Source organism: Nocardia xishanensis NBRC 101358, assembly GCF_001613365.1.
In the GTDB taxonomy this organism is placed as follows: Bacteria; Actinomycetota; Actinomycetes; order Mycobacteriales; family Mycobacteriaceae; genus Nocardia; species Nocardia xishanensis.
This window is the reverse complement of sequence record NZ_BDCF01000014.1, coordinates 161,568-179,537: the sequence shown is the minus strand read 5'-3', so window position 1 is coordinate 179,537 and position 17,970 is coordinate 161,568. Positions and strand designations below refer to the sequence as shown.

15 protein-coding genes are annotated in these 17,970 nt (G+C 68.2%); 3 read left to right on the top strand and 12 right to left on the bottom strand.

Annotation, left to right across the window (positions count from 1 at the left end; translation table 11 throughout):
* Positions 1–82: 82 nt before the first annotated feature.
* Positions 83–643 carry a dihydrofolate reductase family protein gene (locus NX1_RS14095; RefSeq protein ID WP_068058429.1) on the top strand — a complete coding sequence of 187 codons (561 nt, stop codon included), beginning with the start codon at positions 83–85 and terminating at the stop codon, positions 641–643.
* Between the two features lie 101 nt (positions 644–744).
* Here NX1_RS14095 and NX1_RS14090 read toward each other — a convergent pair whose 3' ends face one another.
* From NX1_RS14090 to NX1_RS14075, 4 genes are all read right to left on the bottom strand, one after another.
* Positions 745–3,078: a heavy metal translocating P-type ATPase gene (locus NX1_RS14090; protein WP_068058427.1), complete on the bottom strand. Its 2,334-nt coding sequence runs from the start codon at positions 3,076–3,078 to the stop codon at positions 745–747.
* A gap of 31 nt (positions 3,079–3,109) precedes the next feature.
* A complete protein-coding gene (locus tag NX1_RS14085) occupies positions 3,110–4,039 on the bottom strand; it encodes a DUF8832 domain-containing protein (RefSeq protein WP_068058424.1) in 930 nt (309 codons plus the stop codon).
* A 63-nt stretch (positions 4,040–4,102) separates the two neighbouring features.
* Positions 4,103–5,521 carry an MFS transporter gene (locus tag NX1_RS14080; RefSeq protein ID WP_068058422.1) on the bottom strand — a complete coding sequence of 473 codons (1,419 nt, stop codon included), beginning with the start codon at positions 5,519–5,521 and terminating at the stop codon, positions 4,103–4,105.
* A gap of 206 nt (positions 5,522–5,727) precedes the next feature.
* A complete protein-coding gene (locus NX1_RS14075) occupies positions 5,728–6,483 on the bottom strand; it encodes a carboxymuconolactone decarboxylase family protein (protein ID WP_068058420.1) in 756 nt (251 codons plus the stop codon).
* Positions 6,484–6,604: 121 nt separating this feature from the next.
* On the opposite strand from NX1_RS14075, the gene NX1_RS14070 reads away from it, so the two are divergent.
* Positions 6,605–7,156 carry a TetR/AcrR family transcriptional regulator gene (locus tag NX1_RS14070; RefSeq protein ID WP_068058418.1) on the top strand — a complete coding sequence of 184 codons (552 nt, stop codon included), beginning with the start codon at positions 6,605–6,607 and terminating at the stop codon, positions 7,154–7,156.
* A 170-nt stretch (positions 7,157–7,326) separates the two neighbouring features.
* Here the strand turns inward: NX1_RS14070 and NX1_RS14065 are convergent, their stop codons facing one another.
* The gene (locus tag NX1_RS14065) at positions 7,327–7,989 is read right to left on the bottom strand and encodes a sterol desaturase family protein (RefSeq protein WP_068058517.1); all 663 of its coding nucleotides are present in this window, start codon (positions 7,987–7,989) and stop codon (positions 7,327–7,329) included.
* Between the two features lie 25 nt (positions 7,990–8,014).
* Positions 8,015–8,770, bottom strand: coding sequence for a FadR/GntR family transcriptional regulator (locus NX1_RS14060; RefSeq protein WP_068058415.1), 756 nt, complete (start codon positions 8,768–8,770; stop codon positions 8,015–8,017).
* A 132-nt stretch (positions 8,771–8,902) separates the two neighbouring features.
* On the opposite strand from NX1_RS14060, the gene NX1_RS14055 reads away from it, so the two are divergent.
* A complete protein-coding gene (locus NX1_RS14055) occupies positions 8,903–9,298 on the top strand; it encodes an NUDIX domain-containing protein (RefSeq protein ID WP_084501417.1) in 396 nt (131 codons plus the stop codon).
* Positions 9,299–9,418: 120 nt separating this feature from the next.
* Here the strand turns inward: NX1_RS14055 and NX1_RS14050 are convergent, their stop codons facing one another.
* The 6 genes from NX1_RS14050 to NX1_RS14025 all read right to left on the bottom strand — a co-directional run bounded on the left by NX1_RS14050 (position 9,419) and on the right by NX1_RS14025 (position 17,956).
* Complete coding sequence (locus NX1_RS14050) at positions 9,419–10,075, bottom strand: hypothetical protein (protein WP_084501416.1); 657 nt, start codon at positions 10,073–10,075, stop codon at positions 9,419–9,421.
* Positions 10,072–11,742 (bottom strand): ABC transporter family substrate-binding protein, encoded by a 1,671-nt coding sequence (locus NX1_RS14045; RefSeq protein WP_068058412.1) that lies wholly within the window; start codon positions 11,740–11,742, stop codon positions 10,072–10,074. The genes NX1_RS14050 and NX1_RS14045 overlap by 4 nt, the downstream gene beginning before the upstream one ends.
* 68 nt (positions 11,743–11,810) lie before the next feature.
* Positions 11,811–13,493 carry an ABC transporter family substrate-binding protein gene (locus NX1_RS14040; protein ID WP_068058411.1) on the bottom strand — a complete coding sequence of 561 codons (1,683 nt, stop codon included), beginning with the start codon at positions 13,491–13,493 and terminating at the stop codon, positions 11,811–11,813.
* The gene (locus tag NX1_RS14035) at positions 13,490–15,169 is read right to left on the bottom strand and encodes an ABC transporter family substrate-binding protein (RefSeq protein WP_068058410.1); all 1,680 of its coding nucleotides are present in this window, start codon (positions 15,167–15,169) and stop codon (positions 13,490–13,492) included. The genes NX1_RS14040 and NX1_RS14035 overlap by 4 nt, the downstream gene beginning before the upstream one ends.
* A gap of 13 nt (positions 15,170–15,182) precedes the next feature.
* Positions 15,183–17,030, bottom strand: coding sequence for an ABC transporter ATP-binding protein (locus NX1_RS14030; RefSeq protein ID WP_068058408.1), 1,848 nt, complete (start codon positions 17,028–17,030; stop codon positions 15,183–15,185).
* Entirely contained in the window at positions 17,027–17,956 is a 930-nt protein-coding gene (locus tag NX1_RS14025; protein ID WP_068058406.1) for an ABC transporter permease, read from the bottom strand. Before NX1_RS14025 ends, NX1_RS14030 begins: the two co-directional genes overlap by 4 nt.
* Positions 17,957–17,970: the final 14 nt, after the last annotated feature.

Here is a 17,970-nt window from a genome sequence, read left to right as displayed (position 1 = left end):
ATGAGTTTCGCGAGCCGGTCCCGTCTGCATGTGTGAGATGCTCCGGAAGCTCCGGGCACAGCCAGACAAGCGAGGTCACACAATGGGCAAGGTCGTCGTCTCCGAATTCGTTTCCGCCGACGGGATCATCGAGAATCCCGCCTGGACGTTCCCGTTCTGGAACGACAGCATCGCGAACTTCAAGAGCCGCGAGGTGTTCGACGCCGACGCGCTGCTGCTCGGCCGCACGACCTACGAGGGCTTCGCCGCGGCCTGGCCGGACCACCCCGAGGAGGGCGAGTACAAGGTCCGGATGAACAGCATGCCCAAGCACGTCGCCACCACCTCGCTCACCGAGCTGGCATGGAATGCCGACCGCATCGAGGGCGATGTCGCCGAGGGCGTGGCCAAGCTGCGCGCCGAGCGGAATCTGCTGGTCTTCGGCAGCGGCAACCTGATCAACACGCTGCGCGCCAACCACCTCGTCGACGAGTACCGGCTGGTGATCTACCCGGTGCTGCTCGGCAAGGGCCAGCGGCTGTTCGACGACGTCGAGGCCGAGGACACCATGGAGCTGGCCGACTCCGAGGTCCTGGGCAACGGCGTTATCCTGGCGACCTACAAGGTCACCGCCCACAGCGTGGTGCGTCCTTCGTTCGACTGACCCTGCACACATGACGAGGGCGGGACGGCCTTGGGGTGCCGCCCCGCCCTGATCGGTTTCGCGCGGGTGGGTTTCGCGCTACAGCGCTGTTTCGTTTCGCGCTACAGCGCGGTGGACCGGAAGCCGCGCAGTCGCAGGCTGTTGCTGACGACGAACACCGAGGAGAACGCCATCGCCGCCCCGGCGAGCATCGGGTTGAGCAGGCCCGCCATGGCCAGCGGGATCGCGGCCACGTTGTAGGCGAAGGCCCAGAACAGGTTGCCCTTGATGGTGCCGAGTGTCTTGCGGGACAACCGGATCGCGTCCGCGGCGGCGCGCAGGTCGCCGCGCACCAGGGTCAGATCGCTCGCCTCGATGGCGACGTCGGTGCCGGTGCCCATGGCCAGACCGAGATCGGCCTTGGCCAGCGCCGCGGCGTCGTTGACGCCGTCGCCGACCATCGCGACCACCTTGCCCTCGGACTGCAACCGCTCCACGGTCGCGACCTTGTCCTGCGGCAGCACCTCGGCGATCACCTCGTCGATGCCGACCTGATCGGCGATGGCCTTCGCCGCCGCCTTGTTGTCGCCGGTCAGCATGATCGGGGTGAGACCGAGCGCCTTCAGCTGCGAGATCGCCTCGGCCGAGGTCGGTTTCACCGCGTCGGCCACCACGAGCACGCCACGCGCCTTGCCGTCCCAGCCGACCGCGACCGCGGTCTTGCCCTCGGATTCGGCCGCGTGCATGGCCCGCTCCAGCTCGGCATCGAGGCGCTGCGACCAGTCGGCCAGCAGCCGGGCCCGGCCGACGATCACCGCGTGCCCGTCCACCACGCCCTGCACACCGAGACCCTCGATATTGGCGAACTCCTCGATCGGCGCGAGCTCGCCGACCTTCTCGCGGGCGCCCTTGGCGATCGCCTGCGCGATCGGGTGCTCCGACGAATCCTCCAGCGCCCCGGCCAGAGCCAGTACTTCGCCCACGTCCTCGCCGTCGGCGGCGATCACGTCGAGCAGGGTCATCTTGCCGGTGGTGACGGTGCCGGTCTTGTCCAGCACGACGGTGTCCACCCGGCGGGTCGACTCGAGCACTTCGGGACCCTTGATCAGGATTCCGAGCTGCGCGCCGCGTCCGGTGCCGACCATCAGCGCGGTCGGGGTGGCCAGGCCGAGGGCGCACGGGCAGGCGATGATCAGCACCGCGACCGCGGCGGTGAACGCCGCCGCGACGGAACCGCCGGTGCCGAGCCAGAATCCGAGCGTCGCGACCGCGAGCGCGATCACCACCGGTACGAAGATCCCGGAGATCTTGTCGGCCAGCCGCTGCGCCTGCGCCTTGCCGGTCTGCGCGTCCTCGACGAGCTTCGCCATCTGCGCGAGCTGGGTGTCGGCCCCGATCCTGGTGGCGCGCACCACGAGCCTGCCGCCGACGTTGACCGTCGCGCCGACCACGGCGTCGTCCTTGCCGACCTCGACCGGCACCGATTCGCCGGTGAGCATCGAGGCGTCGACCGCGGAGGAACCTTCGACGATCACGCCGTCGGTGGCGATCTTCTCGCCGGGGCGGACCACGAATTCGTCACCCACACCGAGCTGTTCGATCGGAATCCGCCGCTCGACGAGGTCTCCATGGCGGCGCTCCCGGGGCCCTGCGTGGTTACGCTCGCTGCCTCCTCCGGGCCCGTCGCTCGCGCCGCGACGAACCACCGACACTTCCTTGGCGCCGAGCTCGAGCAGGGCGCGCAATGCCGCACCGGCCCGCCGCTTGGACCTGGCCTCGAAGAAGCGCCCGGCCAGGATGAACGTGGTGACGCCCGCCGCGGCCTCCAGATAGATGTTCCCGGTGCCGTCCATCCGCGAAATCGTGAACTCGAACGGGTGGGTCATGCCCGGCGTGCCCGCGGTGCCCCAGAACAGCGCGTACAGCGACCAGCCGAGCGCGGCGAGGGTGCCCATCGACACCAGGGTGTCCATGGTGGCGGTGCCGTGCCACAGGTTGGTCCATGCCGCGCGGTGGAACGGCAGCGCGCCCCAGACCACGACCGGGGCGGCCAGTGTCAGCGAGAGCCACTGCCAGTTGGTGAACTGCAAAGCGGGGATCATCGCCATGGCGATCACCGGAACGGTCAGCACCAGTGAGACGAGCAGCCGGGTCCGCAGGGCAGCGGTCGGATCCGCCTCGGCGGCAGCGTCTTCCGACGCGTCCGCGGCGGGAACCTGCGGCGCGGGCAGTGCGGCGGTGTAGCCGGCCTGCTCGACGGTGGCGATCAGGTCCTCCGGGGAGATGTCACCGGTGAAGTCGACCCGCGCCTTCTCGGTCGCGTAGTTGACGGTGGCGGTGACGCCGTCCAGCTTGTTGAGCTTCTTCTCGATGCGGTTGGCGCACGACGCGCAGGTCATGCCGCCGATCACCAATTCGACCTGGCCGGTGGCAGGTGATTGCGTCGTGGTCGTCATCGGAATTCCTTTCTGTGCGGCAAGGGGGTGATCAGTGGCCGTGGCCGGTGTTCGCGCCGTGCTCGGCCTGCTCTGCGGTCTGCGCGTCGCCCGACGGTACCGAGACCGTGAACTCGGCGGTGCGCACCACCCCTTCGTGCTGGAAATCGAGGAACAGGCGGTAGTCGCCAGCGCTCGGCGCCGTCATGGCGAAAGTGATGCCGGGACCCGCGGGCGTGACGCCGTCGCCGGGGTGGCCCTCCGGATGAACGTGCAGGTAGGCGAGGTCGGCGGCGCGCAGCGCGACCAGGTGGCCGTACGCGCCGAGGTAGGGCTGCAAATCGGTGACCGGCTTGCCGTCCTTGCTAACCGAAAGCGTCACCTGGGCGGACCGGCCCGGGGTGATCGCGCCGTCCAGGCTGACGGTATAGCCGTTCACCGTGGCGGTGCGCGCCGCGACCGGCAGCGGCCGCGGGTCGTAGGCGCCCGCGACGCGCAGGTCGGCTCCGAGTGTCAGGTTCTCGCCGCCGTCGGGAGTGAAGTCGGCGAAGACGCGGTAGTCGCCCGCGCGGGTGAGGTCGAGGGGGACGCTCCAGGTGCCTTTGCCGTCCAGTACCGGGTGCACGTGCTGGAAGGCGGACATGTCCCGGCGGACCACGATCAGGTGCAGGTCCTTGTCGTGGCTGCGGACGTAGCGGGTGACCGGTGCGCCCTGCTGATCCAGGATGCGGAACCGCAGCCGCGTGTTGGGGGCCGCTGCGGTCTGCGGGGTATCCAGGCTCAGGGTGTAGCCGCCGGAGGTGACCAGCAGACCGCCGGGCGGTTCCTCCGTGCCGGACCCGGTCGCGGGTCCGGTCGCGGGGGTGTCGTGGGCGGGGGTATCGGCGGGTTCCGGGCCGAGCGCCGCTCCGGTCGCGAGCGCGATGCCGAAGACCGCCGCGAGTCCGAGGGTGAAGCCGGCGAACTTGGTTGTCGCGTTCATCGGGGCTCCGTTTCCGGGTTGTCGTTGTGCTCGGGCTCTACCATACCCCCCTAGGGTATTTTGTCAAACCCGTTCGGGTACCGGCTCCGGCGCTGATGTCCGCATGGTGACGGCGGCGATGCCCGCTCCGGCGAGCGCGATCACCGCCGCGCCCAGGAAGGCGGCCGAGAAACCGCTGGTCAGCTCGGGGATATCCGTCACCTGATCGGCGCCGAACGCGGCGGCGACGGCCGTCATAGCGGCCAGGCCGACGGCCGAGCCCACCTGGTAGCTGACATTGACGATGCCCGAGGCGAGGCCGCCCTCCTCCGGGCGAGCCGCCGAGATAGCGGTACCCAGCGAGGGTATGAAGGCCAGCGACATGCCGCCTGCGGCCACCAGTGAGGCGGGCAGCACGTCGACCCAGAAGTTCCCGGTGGGCCGCACCAGCGACATGATGCCGAGGCCGAGACCGAGCACGAGCAGGCCGGTGACGATCATCGGCTTGGCTCCGAAGCGCTGCATGGCGCGCGGGGCGAGCACGATCATGCCGAGCATGATCAGCGTGGTCATCGGCAACAGCGCCGCGCCCGACGGGAACGCGCTGTAGCCGAGCACCTGCTGTAGGTAGAGGTTCAGGAAGAACCACATCGGCACCCACGCCGCGCCGAGCAGCAGCTGAGCGATATTCGCCGCGGCCAGATTCGGCGCGCGGAAGATGCCGAGGCGCATCAGCGGCTCGCGGCGGCGTGACTGGACGACGACGAAGCCGGCGAGCAGCGCGGCCGCGATGGCGAGTACGCCCCAGGTCTGGCCGGAGGCCCACGCGGCTTCCGGCGCGCGGACGATGCCGTAGACGGCGGCGGCGAGACCTGCGGTCACCGTGGCGGCGCCGAGCAGATCGATCGAGCCGGGCCGTGCGGGGGCGCTCGGCATCAGCGCGGGCACGGCGACGAGCGCGAGCAGCGCGATCGGGATGTTGATGTAGAAAACCCAAGGCCAGCTGACATATTCGGTGATGACGCCGCCGAGGAAGACGCCCGCGGTACCGCCGGCGGGCGCCGCCGCGCCGTAGACGGCCAGCGCCTTCGTCAGCTCCTGCGGCGAGGAGCCGAAGAGCGTCATCAGCAGCGTCAGCGCCGAGGGTGCGATGAGCGCGGCGCCGCCGCCCTGGACGGCCCGGCCGATCAGCTCGGTGGCTACATTGCCCGCCGCTCCGGCGATCACGGAGCCGACCAGCAGCGTCAGCCAGCCCGCGGCGAACACCCGGCGCGCGCCGAGCAGATCGGACAGCCGGCCGCCGAGCAGCAGCAGGCCGCCGAAGGCGACCACGTACGCGTTGAACACCCAGGTCAGGTTCTCTTGGGAGAAGCCGAGTTCGGCCTGCATTTTCGGCAGCGCGATGCCGATGATCGAGGTGTCCATGATGACCATGAATTGCGCGGCGGCGATCACCGCGAGCGCCCACCACCTGCGGGTGCTGGGCGCGGTCTGCTTAGTCATGACATTTCCATCCTTTCCGGAGCGAGGTTCTCGCTGCGGTCGGTACCATACCCCCCTAAGGTATCGGAATGTCAAGATGGAAGTAGCGTGAAATCGCGGTCGGTGGAGGAGGTCTCGATGATGGGATGGCGGGCGCTGTGTGCGGTCGGCTCACGGTCGCCGCGTGCATCGCCCGCCGTTCGGTGGGGTGCGGGATCGGCTCGAGATCAATCGCGGTAGGCGACTCGGGCCACGGCCGGGGCGGACACCACCTGGATCTCGGCTTCGGGTGCGGTGCGCACGTGCAGGAAGCCGCCCTCGATGCGGATCTGCACGTCCTCGATCCGCCGCACCGGTTGGCCGGTCCGGTCGAGCAGCGAGTAGCCCTCGACGAGTTCGACGCTGGTCGCGGTACGCCAAGTGGTGTTCATGGTGGTTCCTTCCGGTGCGGTGGGGGTCGCGGCCGGGAAGTCCAGCTCGGGCTTCGCGACGTGGTTGAAGTAGTTGGACAGCACATTCAGCGCGACGTGGCCGACGGTCTCGGCCAATTCGGCGTCGGTCACGCCGTGGGTGCGGACCTCGGTGAGCAGGGCGTCGTCGACGCGTCCGCGCGAACGCATTACGGCGCGCGCGAAACGCAGCACCGCGTCCGCGTGCGGGTCTGTCGCGCTGCCCGCGCGGGTGGCCGCGATCTCGTCCTCGCTCAAGCCCATTCGCCCGGCGCGCATGGTGTGCGCGGCGACGCAGTAGTCGCAGCCGTTCTCGGCGGCGACCAGCAGCGCCAGCTGTTCGCGGGTGCGTGCGCCCAGCTTGCCGCCGGTCAGTGTGTCGCGCAGGGACAGGTAGCCGCGCAGGGTCGCGGGGCTGTTGGCAAGGGTGGCATAGAGATTCGGCACCCGGCCGAGTTGGCGCTGCACCTCGCCGAGCAGTTCGGCCTGCACGGCATCGGCGCTGTCGGTGGTGAGGATCGGGAGGCGGGACATCGGATCTCCATTGTTCGAACCGAAACGGCACCAATCGGTACCGAATCAGAATGGTACTGATTGGTTCCGTTTTGGTCAAGCATTTCGGTACCGACCGGTGCCGTTCTGCTACGGTGGAGGTATGGCAACCCAGGCCAGGCAGCGTCTGCTCACCACCGCCGAGGATCTCTTCTACGCCGAGGGCGTCCGCGCCGTCGGCGTCGACCGCTTGCTCCAGGAATCCGGCGTCGGCCGCGCCTCCTTCTACCGCCACTTCGCCAGCAAGGACGACCTGGTCGTCGCCGTGCTGGAAGACCGCGACCGCCGCTGGCTGGACTGGCTGCGCGAGTCCGTCGAAGCACGGGCCGCCACACCGGGAGAAGCCCCGCTCGCCGTCTTCGACGCCCTCGCGGAACGGTTCGCCCGCAAAGACTTCCGCGGCTGCGCGTTCATCAACACGATGATCGAGGTGGCCGACCGCGACTCCGCCGCGCACCGGGTGGCGGATCGGCACAAGCGGCGGGTCATCGAGTATCTCGGCGAATTGCTCACGGCGGCGGGGCGGTCCGATGCCGACGAACTGGCATCGGAGTTCGCGCTACTGGTGGACGGCGCGATCGTCACCGCCGTCCGCGAAGGCACGCCCGACGCGGCGGAACGCGCGCGCGCAATCGCACGGCGTCTTTTGAACTGAGTAACGCGCACCAGCCACCGAATCCCGGCTGGATCTACCTCGCAGAGGTTTCATACGCCTCGCAGGCCCTGTATCCGCTGCGAAGCGTGCAAAAGCTCTGCAAGGGGTAGACGCGCCAGCGACCGGCCGAGCTCCTTCAGGAGGAACCCGGCCGGTGAAAGCCCGCTCGATCAGCCGACCTGTGCCCCGTGCAGATTCCGCGCCGTGGGCGAGGTGTCCACCTTCGCCGGATCCGGATACGTACCGAAAAGCCGATCCGCGGTTCCCGAACTGGTCACGGTGAACCAGAAGTGCTCGTTCTTGTAGTGGTGATGCCGGTGATTCTTCCAAACCGCCCGGTACACGGCCCTTTTCGGCTTGTAGTCGGTATGGATCAGGTAGTGCGTCCACTCGTAGCCCAAGCCGAGCACCGTGACGGTGAGCAGGAACGTCAAACCGAGGCCGAGTCGCGGGAACGCCAGGGCAGTGATCGCGAGCAGCGCGATGATGACCACCACCAGCGAACGGGTCGGGATGAAGATCAGCGGGATGTTGCGCGGATCCACATGGTGCTGACGGTGTTTGCGAGCCAGCTCGCTGTCCAGGGAGATCGGGCCGAGGCGCTTGGGCCGCCAGTGCAGCACCATGACGTGCACGACCCACTCGAACGCGGGGAACGCCGCCAGCATCGCCAGCGGCAGCACGGCGTCACCGATCTGCCAGTCGCCCACCAGGATTCGCGCGATAAGCGCTACGGCCAGCGCGGTGCCGATCATCCACGGCGAGGGATGGCGAACGAATTCGCGGAAGGCGCCGCCGAGCGTCAGGCCCCGGCGCAGTTGGGTTTTGGACATCGTTGTCACCTCGGGTGTTGCGTGATCAGTGCCCGCCGAGGGCCTCGATCAGGGCGGTGGTCGCCGGTTCGAGCAGGGCCCGAGCCTTGTCGGCGGCCTTCTTCGGCCGTCCCGCCACGATGGCGGCGGCCAGTTCGCGGTAGCCATCGGCATTGCCCACCTCGGCGGACATGACAGGGGCCAGCGCCGCGAGGGCGGGTTCGTAGGCGGCGCGCAGCATGTTGAACATCAGGCGGAACACGATCGAGTCGGCCGCGTCGACCACGTGATCCCAGAACTCCAGCGCGTGCCGTTGCAGCGCGATCGGATCGGTTTCGGCGGTCAGCGCCGACACGCTGCGCTCGAGATCGGCGCGCACCTGGTCGCGGTCGGCGGCGCCGTCCGTCGCAGCCTTGGACGAACCTGTCGCACCCAGCCGCGCGGCCGCCAGCTCGGCGACCTTCGGCCCGTTGTGCATGCGGACCTCGAGGATGCTGCGCGCGACGGCGGGTTCGAGCATGCCCTCCCTGACCAGCAATCGGGGCAGCACCTCCAGGCCGGCCCCGCGCCGATAGTCGAGCACCGTGGTGGCGTCGCCCTGCCGCACCGCGACCAGTCCCGCCGCGGCCAGGCGTTGCAGCGCCTCGCGCACCGCGGGTCGCGAGACGCCGAGCGCCTCGGCCAGCTGACGTTCGCTCGGCAGCGTCGAGCCGGGAGCGAGTTCACCGCTGAGCACGTCAGCGGCGATCTGCTCGAACACGTCCGCCGACACCGACCTTTTGACCACGGGTTGCAACGCCATGCGTCTACTGTGCGCCTTGCTGGTCAGCTGGTCAAGTGGTCAGACCAATTCGAGCCGCAAAACTTCTCGGCGAGTGCCTGACCGCGACTGCGGCGTACCCGTGGCAGACTGGAAATCCGGGAGGGAGAAACCATGGCAGAACAGCGAAGGCGGGCTTACGCACTACTGATCCGGGCAGGGAGAGTGCTACTGCTGCATCGGGTTTCGAACACCGCCGAGCCCGACATCTGGGAGATCCCCGGCGGCGCCGTCGCCCCGGACGAGACGTCGGCGCAGACCGTCCGCCGCGAGGTCTCCGTGGAAACCGGTCTCGACGTCCTCGTCGCCGACGAGCTGACCCACTTCGTCGACGACGACGTCCACACCATCACGTTCGGGTGCTTCGAGAACGAGATCCGGCCCGAGCTCGAACTCCAGAGGCGCGGTGATTTCGAATGGATGACCTACGCCGAAGCCACCCGCGTCCCGTTACCGTGGTACGTCCGCGAAACCCTTGTGCACGCCGACGCACTCGGCCTGCTCACCTGAGTTCGCCACAGGCGCACCACACGCCCTGACACAGGCGGCGAATCGTGTCAGCCTCGCAGACCCGTCACACGCCTCGCGGACCTTGCGGGGCCTGCGAAGCGGGAAAACAGTTCTGGAGGACTAGCTCGGGTCGGACCCGCGAATGGCGGCGAGCCAGGTGGCGGTGGCGGCGGCCACGCAGAGCGCGCCGGTGAAGGTGAGCAGGGCGCCGCCGTCGATGTAGATCCACAGGAGCGCTGCGAAGGGCGCGGCCACAGCGGACTGAACGTCGAACAGCAGGCGGCGGGTCGGCCGGGTGGCGGTCGCGGCGAGCAGCGATGCGTCGGGATCGGGCCGGGTCGGATTGTCGACGAGACGGCCGGGCGGTTCGGTGTCGCGCGCGCCGCCCGAGGGGTACAGGCGCAGGTCCCCCGTGTGGATGACGCGCCCGCTCCTGGCCTCGGTCTCGGTCATGGTCAGCAGCGCGGGATCGAAATAGACAGGCAGCCATCGCCGCGAATCGCCGGGCCCGGTCACCTCCAACCAGGACCTGCTCACCAACCGGTGCTGTTGCCGAATCCGAGCGACCCGCGCCGCCCCCGCATCCGGTAACCCGTTCGGAAGCCTGCCGAACGCCGTGGCCAGGCGAATCCCGGTGTAGCCGAGGATCGCCAGCGCCACCGTCGCCAGCGCCGCCGACTGATCGACGCTGGCGAACGGCGCCCACGCGGCACAGACCGCGAGGGCGCCGAGCGTGACGCCGATCGGGTAGGCCAGCGGGTGGCCTCCGAAACTCACTTCAGGAAGCCGACTTTGGTGAAGTCGGGCGTCGCGAGGCCGAACGCGCCGTAGTTGGCGAGGTTGTCGCGCGCCGCGTAGGTGCCCGAAGCCTGGTTCAGCGGAACCGAATAGCCCTCGGCGAAGATCATCTGATCGCACTGGTTGGCCAGTTCGATCGCCTTGTCGGGATCCAGCTCCGCGATGGTCTTGTCGATCATGGCGTTCAGCTCGGGCGACCCGATGCGGGCCTTGTTGCCCATCAAGTTGTTCGGGTCGTAGTAGTAGATCTGCTGCAGTGCGCCGAGCGGTAGCGCGCTACCGCCCCAGCTGAACTGGGCGATGTCGAAGTTCCCCGGATCGATCACGTCCTTGAACAGGCCGGTGCCCGGCACGGTCTGGATGGTCAGCTTCGCGCCGACGGCGGCCAAATTCTGCTGCACGATCTGCGCGGTCTGCACCCAGGCGTCCTGCTGGTACATCACATCGCGGATCTCCAGCCTGCGGCCGTTCTTCTCGCGCACATCGCCGTTGAGCTTCCAGCCGAGCTCATCCAGCATCCTGGCCGCCTCGGCCGGGTCGTAGGCGATCGGCGCCGCGTTGTCCTGGTAGCCCTTCTGGCCCGCCATGAAGATGTGGTTGTTCAGCGGCTTGGGGTCGTCCACCACGCCGTGCTGCGACGCGGTCACGATGCCCTGCCGGTCGATGGCCTTGGAGATGGCGATCCGCAGCTGCGGGTCTTCCAGCAGCGAGCCGGGCGCGCCGTTGAAGGTCAGGTGCGACCAGCTCGGCTCCGGCGTGCGCCGGATGACCACGTTCGCCGCGTTGCGAGCGGCCGTCACGTTCTCGATGCCCGACATGTAGGCGATGTCGAGCTCGTTGTTCTGGATCGCGGGCAGCCAGGCGCTGTGGTCGAGCACGCTGAACGTGATGGTGTCCAGCTTCGGAGTGTCGCCCCACCACTTCGGGTTGCGGCTCAGGGTGATGCGCTGCTGCGCGCGGTCGATGTTGCTGATCACGAACGGGCCCGCGCTGAGCGTCAGACCATCCCGGTTGGCGGTGTTGAACGCTTCGGGAGACCCCGTGACCGACTTCGGGTAGAGCGGGCCGAACTGGCCGCGCCATTCGCCGTACGGCTGGGCGAAGGTGACGATCGCCTGCCGGTCGTCGACACCGCGCTCGACCTTCTCCACCCGGTCGAAGCCGCTGAGCGCGGCGATCAGGTACGCGTCGTCCTTACCGCTGAGCGCGTTGGCCTGGGAGCGCAGGTCCTCCCAGGTGATCGGGCTGCCGTCGGACCACACCGCTTTCGGGTTGATCGTGTAGGTGACCTGCTGCGGACTGGTGTTGGTGAGCTGCACGTCGGTGAAGAAGTTGTGGTCCACCGAGAGCTCGCCCGCCGCGTTGCTGACGAACGGTGTCGGCATGGTCGGGCCCGCCACCAGTCCGCCGCTCTCGGTATTGCCGTCCACATGGAGCACGTTGAAGTTCTCCGGGAACGAGCTCAGCACCAGCCGAAGGTTCCCGCCGTCGCGCAGCTGGCTCGGGTCCACCGGATTGATGTCGTTGGTGCTGCCGATCGTGCTCGTACCCGGCGTGACGCTCCCGCTGTCGGAACAACCGGTCAGGATCAGGCCGAGTGCGGCGAGCGGCGCCGCCAATCGGATGGTCAAGGATCGTGTCCGCATAGAGCTGGTCCTTCCACATCTGTCGACGCCCGATCGGTGATACCGCGTCATGTCGACGCGGTATCACGTCACTTCACGAAGCCGACTTTAGTTGCGTCGAAGGAGGCCAGCCCGAACGCGCCGTAATTGGCCAGGTTCTCGCGCACCGCGACGGTGCCCGCCGACTGCACGATCGGCACCGAGTGGCCGATGTCGAAGATCATCTTGTCGGCCCGGTTGGCCAGCTCGATGGCCTTGTCCGGATCGAGCTCGGAGATCGTCTCCTCGATCAGCGCGTTCAGTTCGGGGCTGCCGACGCGGCCCTTGTTGCTCAGCCGGTTGTTCGGGTCGTAGGCGTAGATCTGCGGCAGCGCGCCGAGCGGGAGAATGCCGCCGGACCAGGTGAACTGGCAGATCTCGAAGTTGCCCGGATCGATCACGTCGGTGAAAAGGCCGTTGCCCGGGTAGGTTTGGATGATCATCTTCACGCCGATGGCGGCCAGGTTCTGCTGGGCGATCTGGGCCATCTGAACCCAGGTGTCCTGCTGGTACATCACATTGCGCAGTTCCAGCTTGCGGCCGTCCTTCTCGCGCACGTCGCCGTTGAGCTTCCAGCCCAGCTCGTCGAGCATCCGAGCGGCGCCGGCGGGGTCGTAGGCGATGGCGGCGGCGTTGTCCTGGTAGCCCTTCTGGCCGTTCAGGTAGACGTGGTTGTTCAGCGGCTTGGGGTTGTCGACGATGCCGTTCTGCGTCGCGGTGGCGATGCCCTGCCGGTCGATGGCCTTGGCGATCGCGACGCGCAGCCGCGCGTCCTCGAGCAGCGAGCCGGGCGCGCCGTTGAAGGTGAAGTGCGAGAAGCGCGGCGCGGCGGCGCGGCGCACCCGGATGCCCGGCGAGTTGGTCGCGGTCTTCACCTCGTCGATGCCGGATACGGACGCGTAGTCGAGCTCGTTGTTCTGCAGCGCGGAGATGCGCGCGGAGTAGTCGAGCACGCTGAAGGTGACGGTGTCGAGCTTCGGGGTGTCACCCCACCACTTCGGGTTGCGCTTCAGCACGATGCGCTGCTGAGCGCGGTCGATCGAGTCGATCAGGAACGGACCCGACGAGATCGGCAGACTGTTGCGCGCCCAGTTCTCGAAGGACTCGGGCGATTCGGTGGACGCCTTCGGGTAGAGCGGGTTGAACAGCCCCTGCCATTCGGCGTAGTGCTGGCCGAAGGTGACGATCGCCTGCCGGTCGTCGACGCCGCGCTCCACCTTCTCGACCCGGCTGTAGCCCTGGGTCGCGCGCACCTGGTACGCCGTGTTCCGGCCGCTCAGCGCGTTCACCTGGGAGCGCAGGTCCTCCCAGGTGATCGGGCTGCCGTCGGACCAGACGGCCTTCGGGTTGATGGTGTAGGTGATCTGCTGTGGTTCGGTGTTGGTCAGCTCGATACGGGTGAAGTAATTGGAATCGGTCGTGAGTTCACCAGCCGCGTCAGAACTCAAAGTGCCGGGCAGCATCCACTCGACGACGTCACCGACGTCGCCCGAGGCGTCCACGTGCGAGGAGTTGAAGGTCTCCGGGAAGCTGGTCAGCGCCAAACGCAGATTGCCGCCTTCGCGCAACTCGCTGGGGTCGCGGGGGTTGATGTCGTTGCTCGTGCCGATCGAACTGGAGCCGGACTGCACGGAGGCGTCCGCTCCGCAGCCCGCCAGCAGCAGTGCGACGGCCAGCGCGGGCGCGGCGATCCCGAGGCCGAGCCGACGACGAGAAGAGAGTGCTGCGGTCATTTCACGAATCCGATCTTGGTGTAGTCGTAGGACGCCAGGCCGGGCGAGCCGAAGTTGGCCACCTCGGCGCGGACGCCCCAGCTGCCGTCCGACTGGGTGAGCGGCAGCGAGTGCCCCTCCTCGAAAACTTTGCGGTCCACCTCGTTGGCCAGCTCGATGGCCTTCGCGGGATCGAGCTCGCGCAGGGTGCGCTCGATGAGCGCGTTCAGTTCCGGCGAGCCGATGCGCCCGAAGTTGCCCTGCAGGTCGTTCGGGTCGTAGTAGTAGATCTGCCGAATACTGCTGAGCGGGAACGCGTCACCCTGGAAAACGAACTGGGCGGCGTCGAAATCGCCCGGCTGGATGACGTCGGTGAAGTAGCCCGCGCCCGGTTTGGTGTCGATGACGAGCCCGACGCCGATGCGCGCCAGATTCTGCTGGATGATCTGCGCGATCTGCACCCACAGCGCGTCGTTGTACATCACGTCGCGGATGATCAGCTTGCGCCCGTCCTTCTCCCGGACGTCGCCGTTGAGCTTCCAGCCGAGCGCGTCGAGTTCGCGCGCCGCCGCTTCGGGATCGTAAGGCAGGCTGTTGTCCTGGTAGCCGTGCTGCCCTTGCAGATAGACGTGGTTGTTCAGCGGCTTGGGGCTCTCGACCAAGCCGTGCTGGGTTGCGGTGGCGATGCCCTGGCGATCGATCGCCTTCGAAATGGCCACGCGCACCGCGGGATCGGCGAGGATCGAGCCGGGGGCGCCGTTGAAGGTGATGTGTCGCCAGCGGTTGCCCGGCGCCCTGCGCACCTCGAGACCGCCGGTGCCACGCACGTTCTTCACGTCGTCGATCGAATTGAGCAGTACCGCGTCGATCTCGTTGTTCTGCAGGGCGGCGACCCAGGCGCTGCGATCCAGCACCGAGTAGGTGATGGTGTCCAGCTTGGGGCGCTCGCCCCACCAGTTCGGGTTGCGGCCCAACACGATTCGGCCCTGACCGCGGTCGGTGGACTGCACAAGGAACGGTCCCGCAGTCGGACCCATCGCGTCGGCCAGGCTGTGGTTGAACGCGTCGGGGTCCTGCGTCACCGATTTCGGGAACAGCGCGGCGTTGCCTGCGAACTGGCCGCGCCATTCGGCGTAGGGGTGGCTGAACGTGAGGACGGCCTGGCGGTCGTCGACGCCGCGCTCGACCTTGTCCACGAACTCGAAACCGTTGGTGATGGCGATCAGGAACCGCTTGTCCCTGCCGCTCAGCGCGTTCGCCTGGGAACGGAAATCCTCCCAGGTGATCGGGGTGCCGTCGGACCAGACGGCCTTCGGATTGATGGTGTAGGTGACCTGCTGCGGATCGGTGCCGGTCAGCGCGACATCGGCGAAATAGTCGTGGTTGATCGACAATTCGCCCGCGGCGTCGGTGTCGAACGCGCGCGGCATCATCGGGCGCTCGATGTCGGCGATCTCGCCTTCGTTCCCGTCGTTGGACAGGGTGTTCCAGTTCGCCGGGTACGAGGTGGTCGCCAACCGGAGATTGCCGCCTTCGCGGACCTCTTCGCGGGGTTTGGGATTGATTTCGCTTGTGGTGCCGAGCGCGTCGGACAGGCCGGCGGCCGAATCGTCGTCGGCTGTGCCGCACCCGGCGGCGATCAGCCCGACCGCCACCGCGCCCGCGACCCAGCGCATTCCCTTCGATCGGATCCGCATGCTGCCCTCCTGACTATCGGCTGACCACAGGCATGGGCACCGCGTCGATCAGCCTGCGGGTGTACTCGTGCGCGGGGTTGGCGAAAATCTGCTCGGCCGGACCGGATTCGACGATCTTGCCGCGGTACATCACCGCGATGTGGTGGGCCAGGTTGCGCACCACCGACAGATCGTGCGAGACGAACAGATACGACAGGCCGCGCTCGGTCTGCAGGTCGCGCAGCAGGTTCAGCACACCGGCCTGGATCGAGACGTCCAGCGAGGACACCGGCTCGTCGAGCACGAGCAGCTCGGGATCGAGCGCGAGGGCGCGCGCGATGCTGATGCGTTGTTTCTGCCCGCCGGAGAAATCGGCGGGATAGCGGTCTGCGTGTTCGGGACGCAAGCCGACCTGCTCGAGCAGTTCCGGCACCCGGCGGGCGATCTCGGCGCGCGAGCGGCCGTCGATGCGCAGCGGTTGGGCCAGCGCGTCGAAGATCGGCAGGCGCGGGTCGAGCGACGCGGTCGGATCCTGGAAGACGATCTGCATCGTGCGCCGGATCTCGCGCCGCTCGGCCTTGGTCAGGGTGGACACGTCGCGGCCCATGATCTCGATGGTGCCCGACTGCGGCTGCACCAGGTCGAGAATCTGGGTGAGCGTGGTGGACTTTCCCGATCCCGACTCGCCGACCAGCGCCAGCGTTCGTCCCGCTGGCACCTCGAAGCTGATGCCGTCGACGGCGCGCACCTCGCCCTTGCGGCGCTGGAACACCACGCCCGAGGTGATCGGGAAGGTCTTGACCAGGTCGGTGACCCGGAGCACCACGCCCTTGCCGGTCTCGGGCTCGGCTGCGGGCTCCTCGATCTCGGAGCGGTACGCCTCGAACAGCCCGTCCGTGCCGACCTCCTCGGTGCGGATGCAGGCGGCGGCGTGGCCGGTGCCGGTCGGCTCCAGCGGCGGCTCGGCGGCGCGGCACTGCTCGATCGAGATCGGGCAGCGCGGCGCGAACGAGCAGCCTGGCGGCAGCGCGTGCATGGCGGGCGGCGCGCCGACGATCGGGATGAGCGGCCTGCGCGCTGGCCCGTCCATGCGCGGGATCGAGCCGAGCAGCCCGACCGTGTACGGCATCCGCGGCGCGTTGAAAAGTTCGCTCGCCGTGGCGGTTTCGACGATGCGACCCGCGTACATCACCGCGACCCGGTCGGCCAGCGTCGCGGCGATGCCCATGTCGTGGGTGATCATGATGACGCCCGCGCCGGTGATGTCACGCGCCTTGCGCAGCAGATTCAGGATCTGCTTCTGCACGGTGACGTCCAGCGCGGTGGTCGGCTCGTCGCAGATGATCAGCGCCGGATCGTTGGCGATGGCCATCGCGATCACCACGCGCTGGCGCATACCGCCGGAGAACTCGTGCGGGAAGGCCTTGGCGCGCGTCCTCGCGTCATCGATGCCGACCAGTTCCAGCAGCTCGACCGCCTTCTCGGCGGCTTCCTTCCTGCTGTGGGCGCCGTGCGCGAGCAGCGCCTCGGCGATCTGATCGCCGACCCGGTACACCGGAGTGAGCGCGGAGAGCGGGTCCTGGAAGACCATGCTGATCGAGCTGCCGCGCAACCGCGACATCTCCCGATCGGCCAGCCCCAGCAGTTCGCGCCCGCGCAGCCGGATGGACCCGTTGACCCGCGCCTGCTCGGGGAGCAGACCCATCACCGCCAGCGACGACACCGACTTGCCCGAACCCGATTCGCCGACGATGGCGAGCACCTCGCCGTCTGCGACGCTGTAGTTCACCCCGCGCACGGCGTCGATGCGGCCCTCCTCGCTGGGGAAGGAGACTCGCAGATCGGAGACCTCCAAGAGGGGGGCGGTGGAATTGGCGGTCATGCCTCAGCCTTCTTTGCCTTCTTGCGCGACCGAGCCCGCTTGGCGCTCGGGTCGAACGCGTCGCGCAAACCGTCACCGACCAGGTTCGCGCACAGCACGGTGACGATCAGCAGGCCACCGGAGAACAGGAACAGCCACGGATAGGTCAGCGCGGACTTGGTTCCCGCCGCGATCAGTGAGCCGAGCGAGACGTCCGGCGGCTGCACGCCGAAACCGAGGAAGCTCAGTCCCGTTTCGGCCATGATCGCCGCGCCGACGGTGAGCGTGGTGTCGATGATCAGGATCGACGCGATGTTGGGCACGATGTGGCTGACGATGACGGTGTGCGTCGGCGCGCCCATGTACCGTGCGGCCCTGACGAATTCGCGATCACGCAGGCTCAGCGTCAGACCGCGCACGATGCGCGCGCTGATCATCCAGCCGAACACCGCGAGCAGCACGATGAGCAGCGCGATCGAACCACTGCCCTTCGTGCGCGGCGCGAACAGCGCGATGACGATGAAGCTCGGCACCACGAGCAGCAGGTCGACGAACCACATGATGGCCCGGTCGGTCCAGCCGCCGAGCAGACCGGCGAGCGCGCCCGTCGTCGCCGCGATGGTGGTCGAGATCAGCGCCACGCACAGGCCGATGACCAGCGATTTCTGCAATCCGCGCAGGGTCTGCGCGAGCACGTCCTGACCGATCTGGGTGGTGCCGAAGGGATGTTCGGCGCTGGGCGGTTTCAGCAGCGCGGTGTAGTCCATCTCCTGGTAGTCCCATGGCAGCAACGGCGGCAGCGCGAAACTCGCGACGAACAGCAGCACCAGCACCACGGCGCCGGCGACCGCCGGCTTGTTGCGCAGGAAACGCCGCAGCACCAGCTTGCGCCGCCCGGCCGCGGCGACCTCTGGCGCGCCTTGGACGATGATCTCGGCTTCGGTCATGCTGCTGCCCCCCT

Excerpts from the sequence above, each read along its gene's own strand:
- NX1_RS14095 (WP_068058429.1), top strand. The coding sequence starts at position 83 with ATGGGCAAGGTCGTCGTCTCCGAATTCGTTTCCGCCGACGGGATCATC.
- NX1_RS14090 (WP_068058427.1), bottom strand. The coding sequence starts at position 3,078 with ATGACGACCACGACGCAATCACCTGCCACCGGCCAGGTCGAATTGGTG.
- NX1_RS14085 (WP_068058424.1), bottom strand. The coding sequence starts at position 4,039 with ATGAACGCGACAACCAAGTTCGCCGGCTTCACCCTCGGACTCGCGGCG.
- NX1_RS14080 (WP_068058422.1), bottom strand. The coding sequence starts at position 5,521 with ATGACTAAGCAGACCGCGCCCAGCACCCGCAGGTGGTGGGCGCTCGCG.
- NX1_RS14075 (WP_068058420.1), bottom strand. The coding sequence starts at position 6,483 with ATGTCCCGCCTCCCGATCCTCACCACCGACAGCGCCGATGCCGTGCAG.
- NX1_RS14070 (WP_068058418.1), top strand. The coding sequence starts at position 6,605 with ATGGCAACCCAGGCCAGGCAGCGTCTGCTCACCACCGCCGAGGATCTC.
- NX1_RS14065 (WP_068058517.1), bottom strand. The coding sequence starts at position 7,989 with ATGTCCAAAACCCAACTGCGCCGGGGCCTGACGCTCGGCGGCGCCTTC.
- NX1_RS14060 (WP_068058415.1), bottom strand. The coding sequence starts at position 8,770 with ATGGCGTTGCAACCCGTGGTCAAAAGGTCGGTGTCGGCGGACGTGTTC.
- NX1_RS14055 (WP_084501417.1), top strand. The coding sequence starts at position 8,903 with ATGGCAGAACAGCGAAGGCGGGCTTACGCACTACTGATCCGGGCAGGG.
- NX1_RS14045 (WP_068058412.1), bottom strand. The coding sequence starts at position 11,742 with ATGCGGACACGATCCTTGACCATCCGATTGGCGGCGCCGCTCGCCGCA.
- NX1_RS14040 (WP_068058411.1), bottom strand. The coding sequence starts at position 13,493 with ATGACCGCAGCACTCTCTTCTCGTCGTCGGCTCGGCCTCGGGATCGCC.
- NX1_RS14035 (WP_068058410.1), bottom strand. The coding sequence starts at position 15,169 with ATGCGGATCCGATCGAAGGGAATGCGCTGGGTCGCGGGCGCGGTGGCG.
- NX1_RS14030 (WP_068058408.1), bottom strand. The coding sequence starts at position 17,030 with ATGACCGCCAATTCCACCGCCCCCCTCTTGGAGGTCTCCGATCTGCGA.
- NX1_RS14025 (WP_068058406.1), bottom strand. The coding sequence starts at position 17,956 with ATGACCGAAGCCGAGATCATCGTCCAAGGCGCGCCAGAGGTCGCCGCG.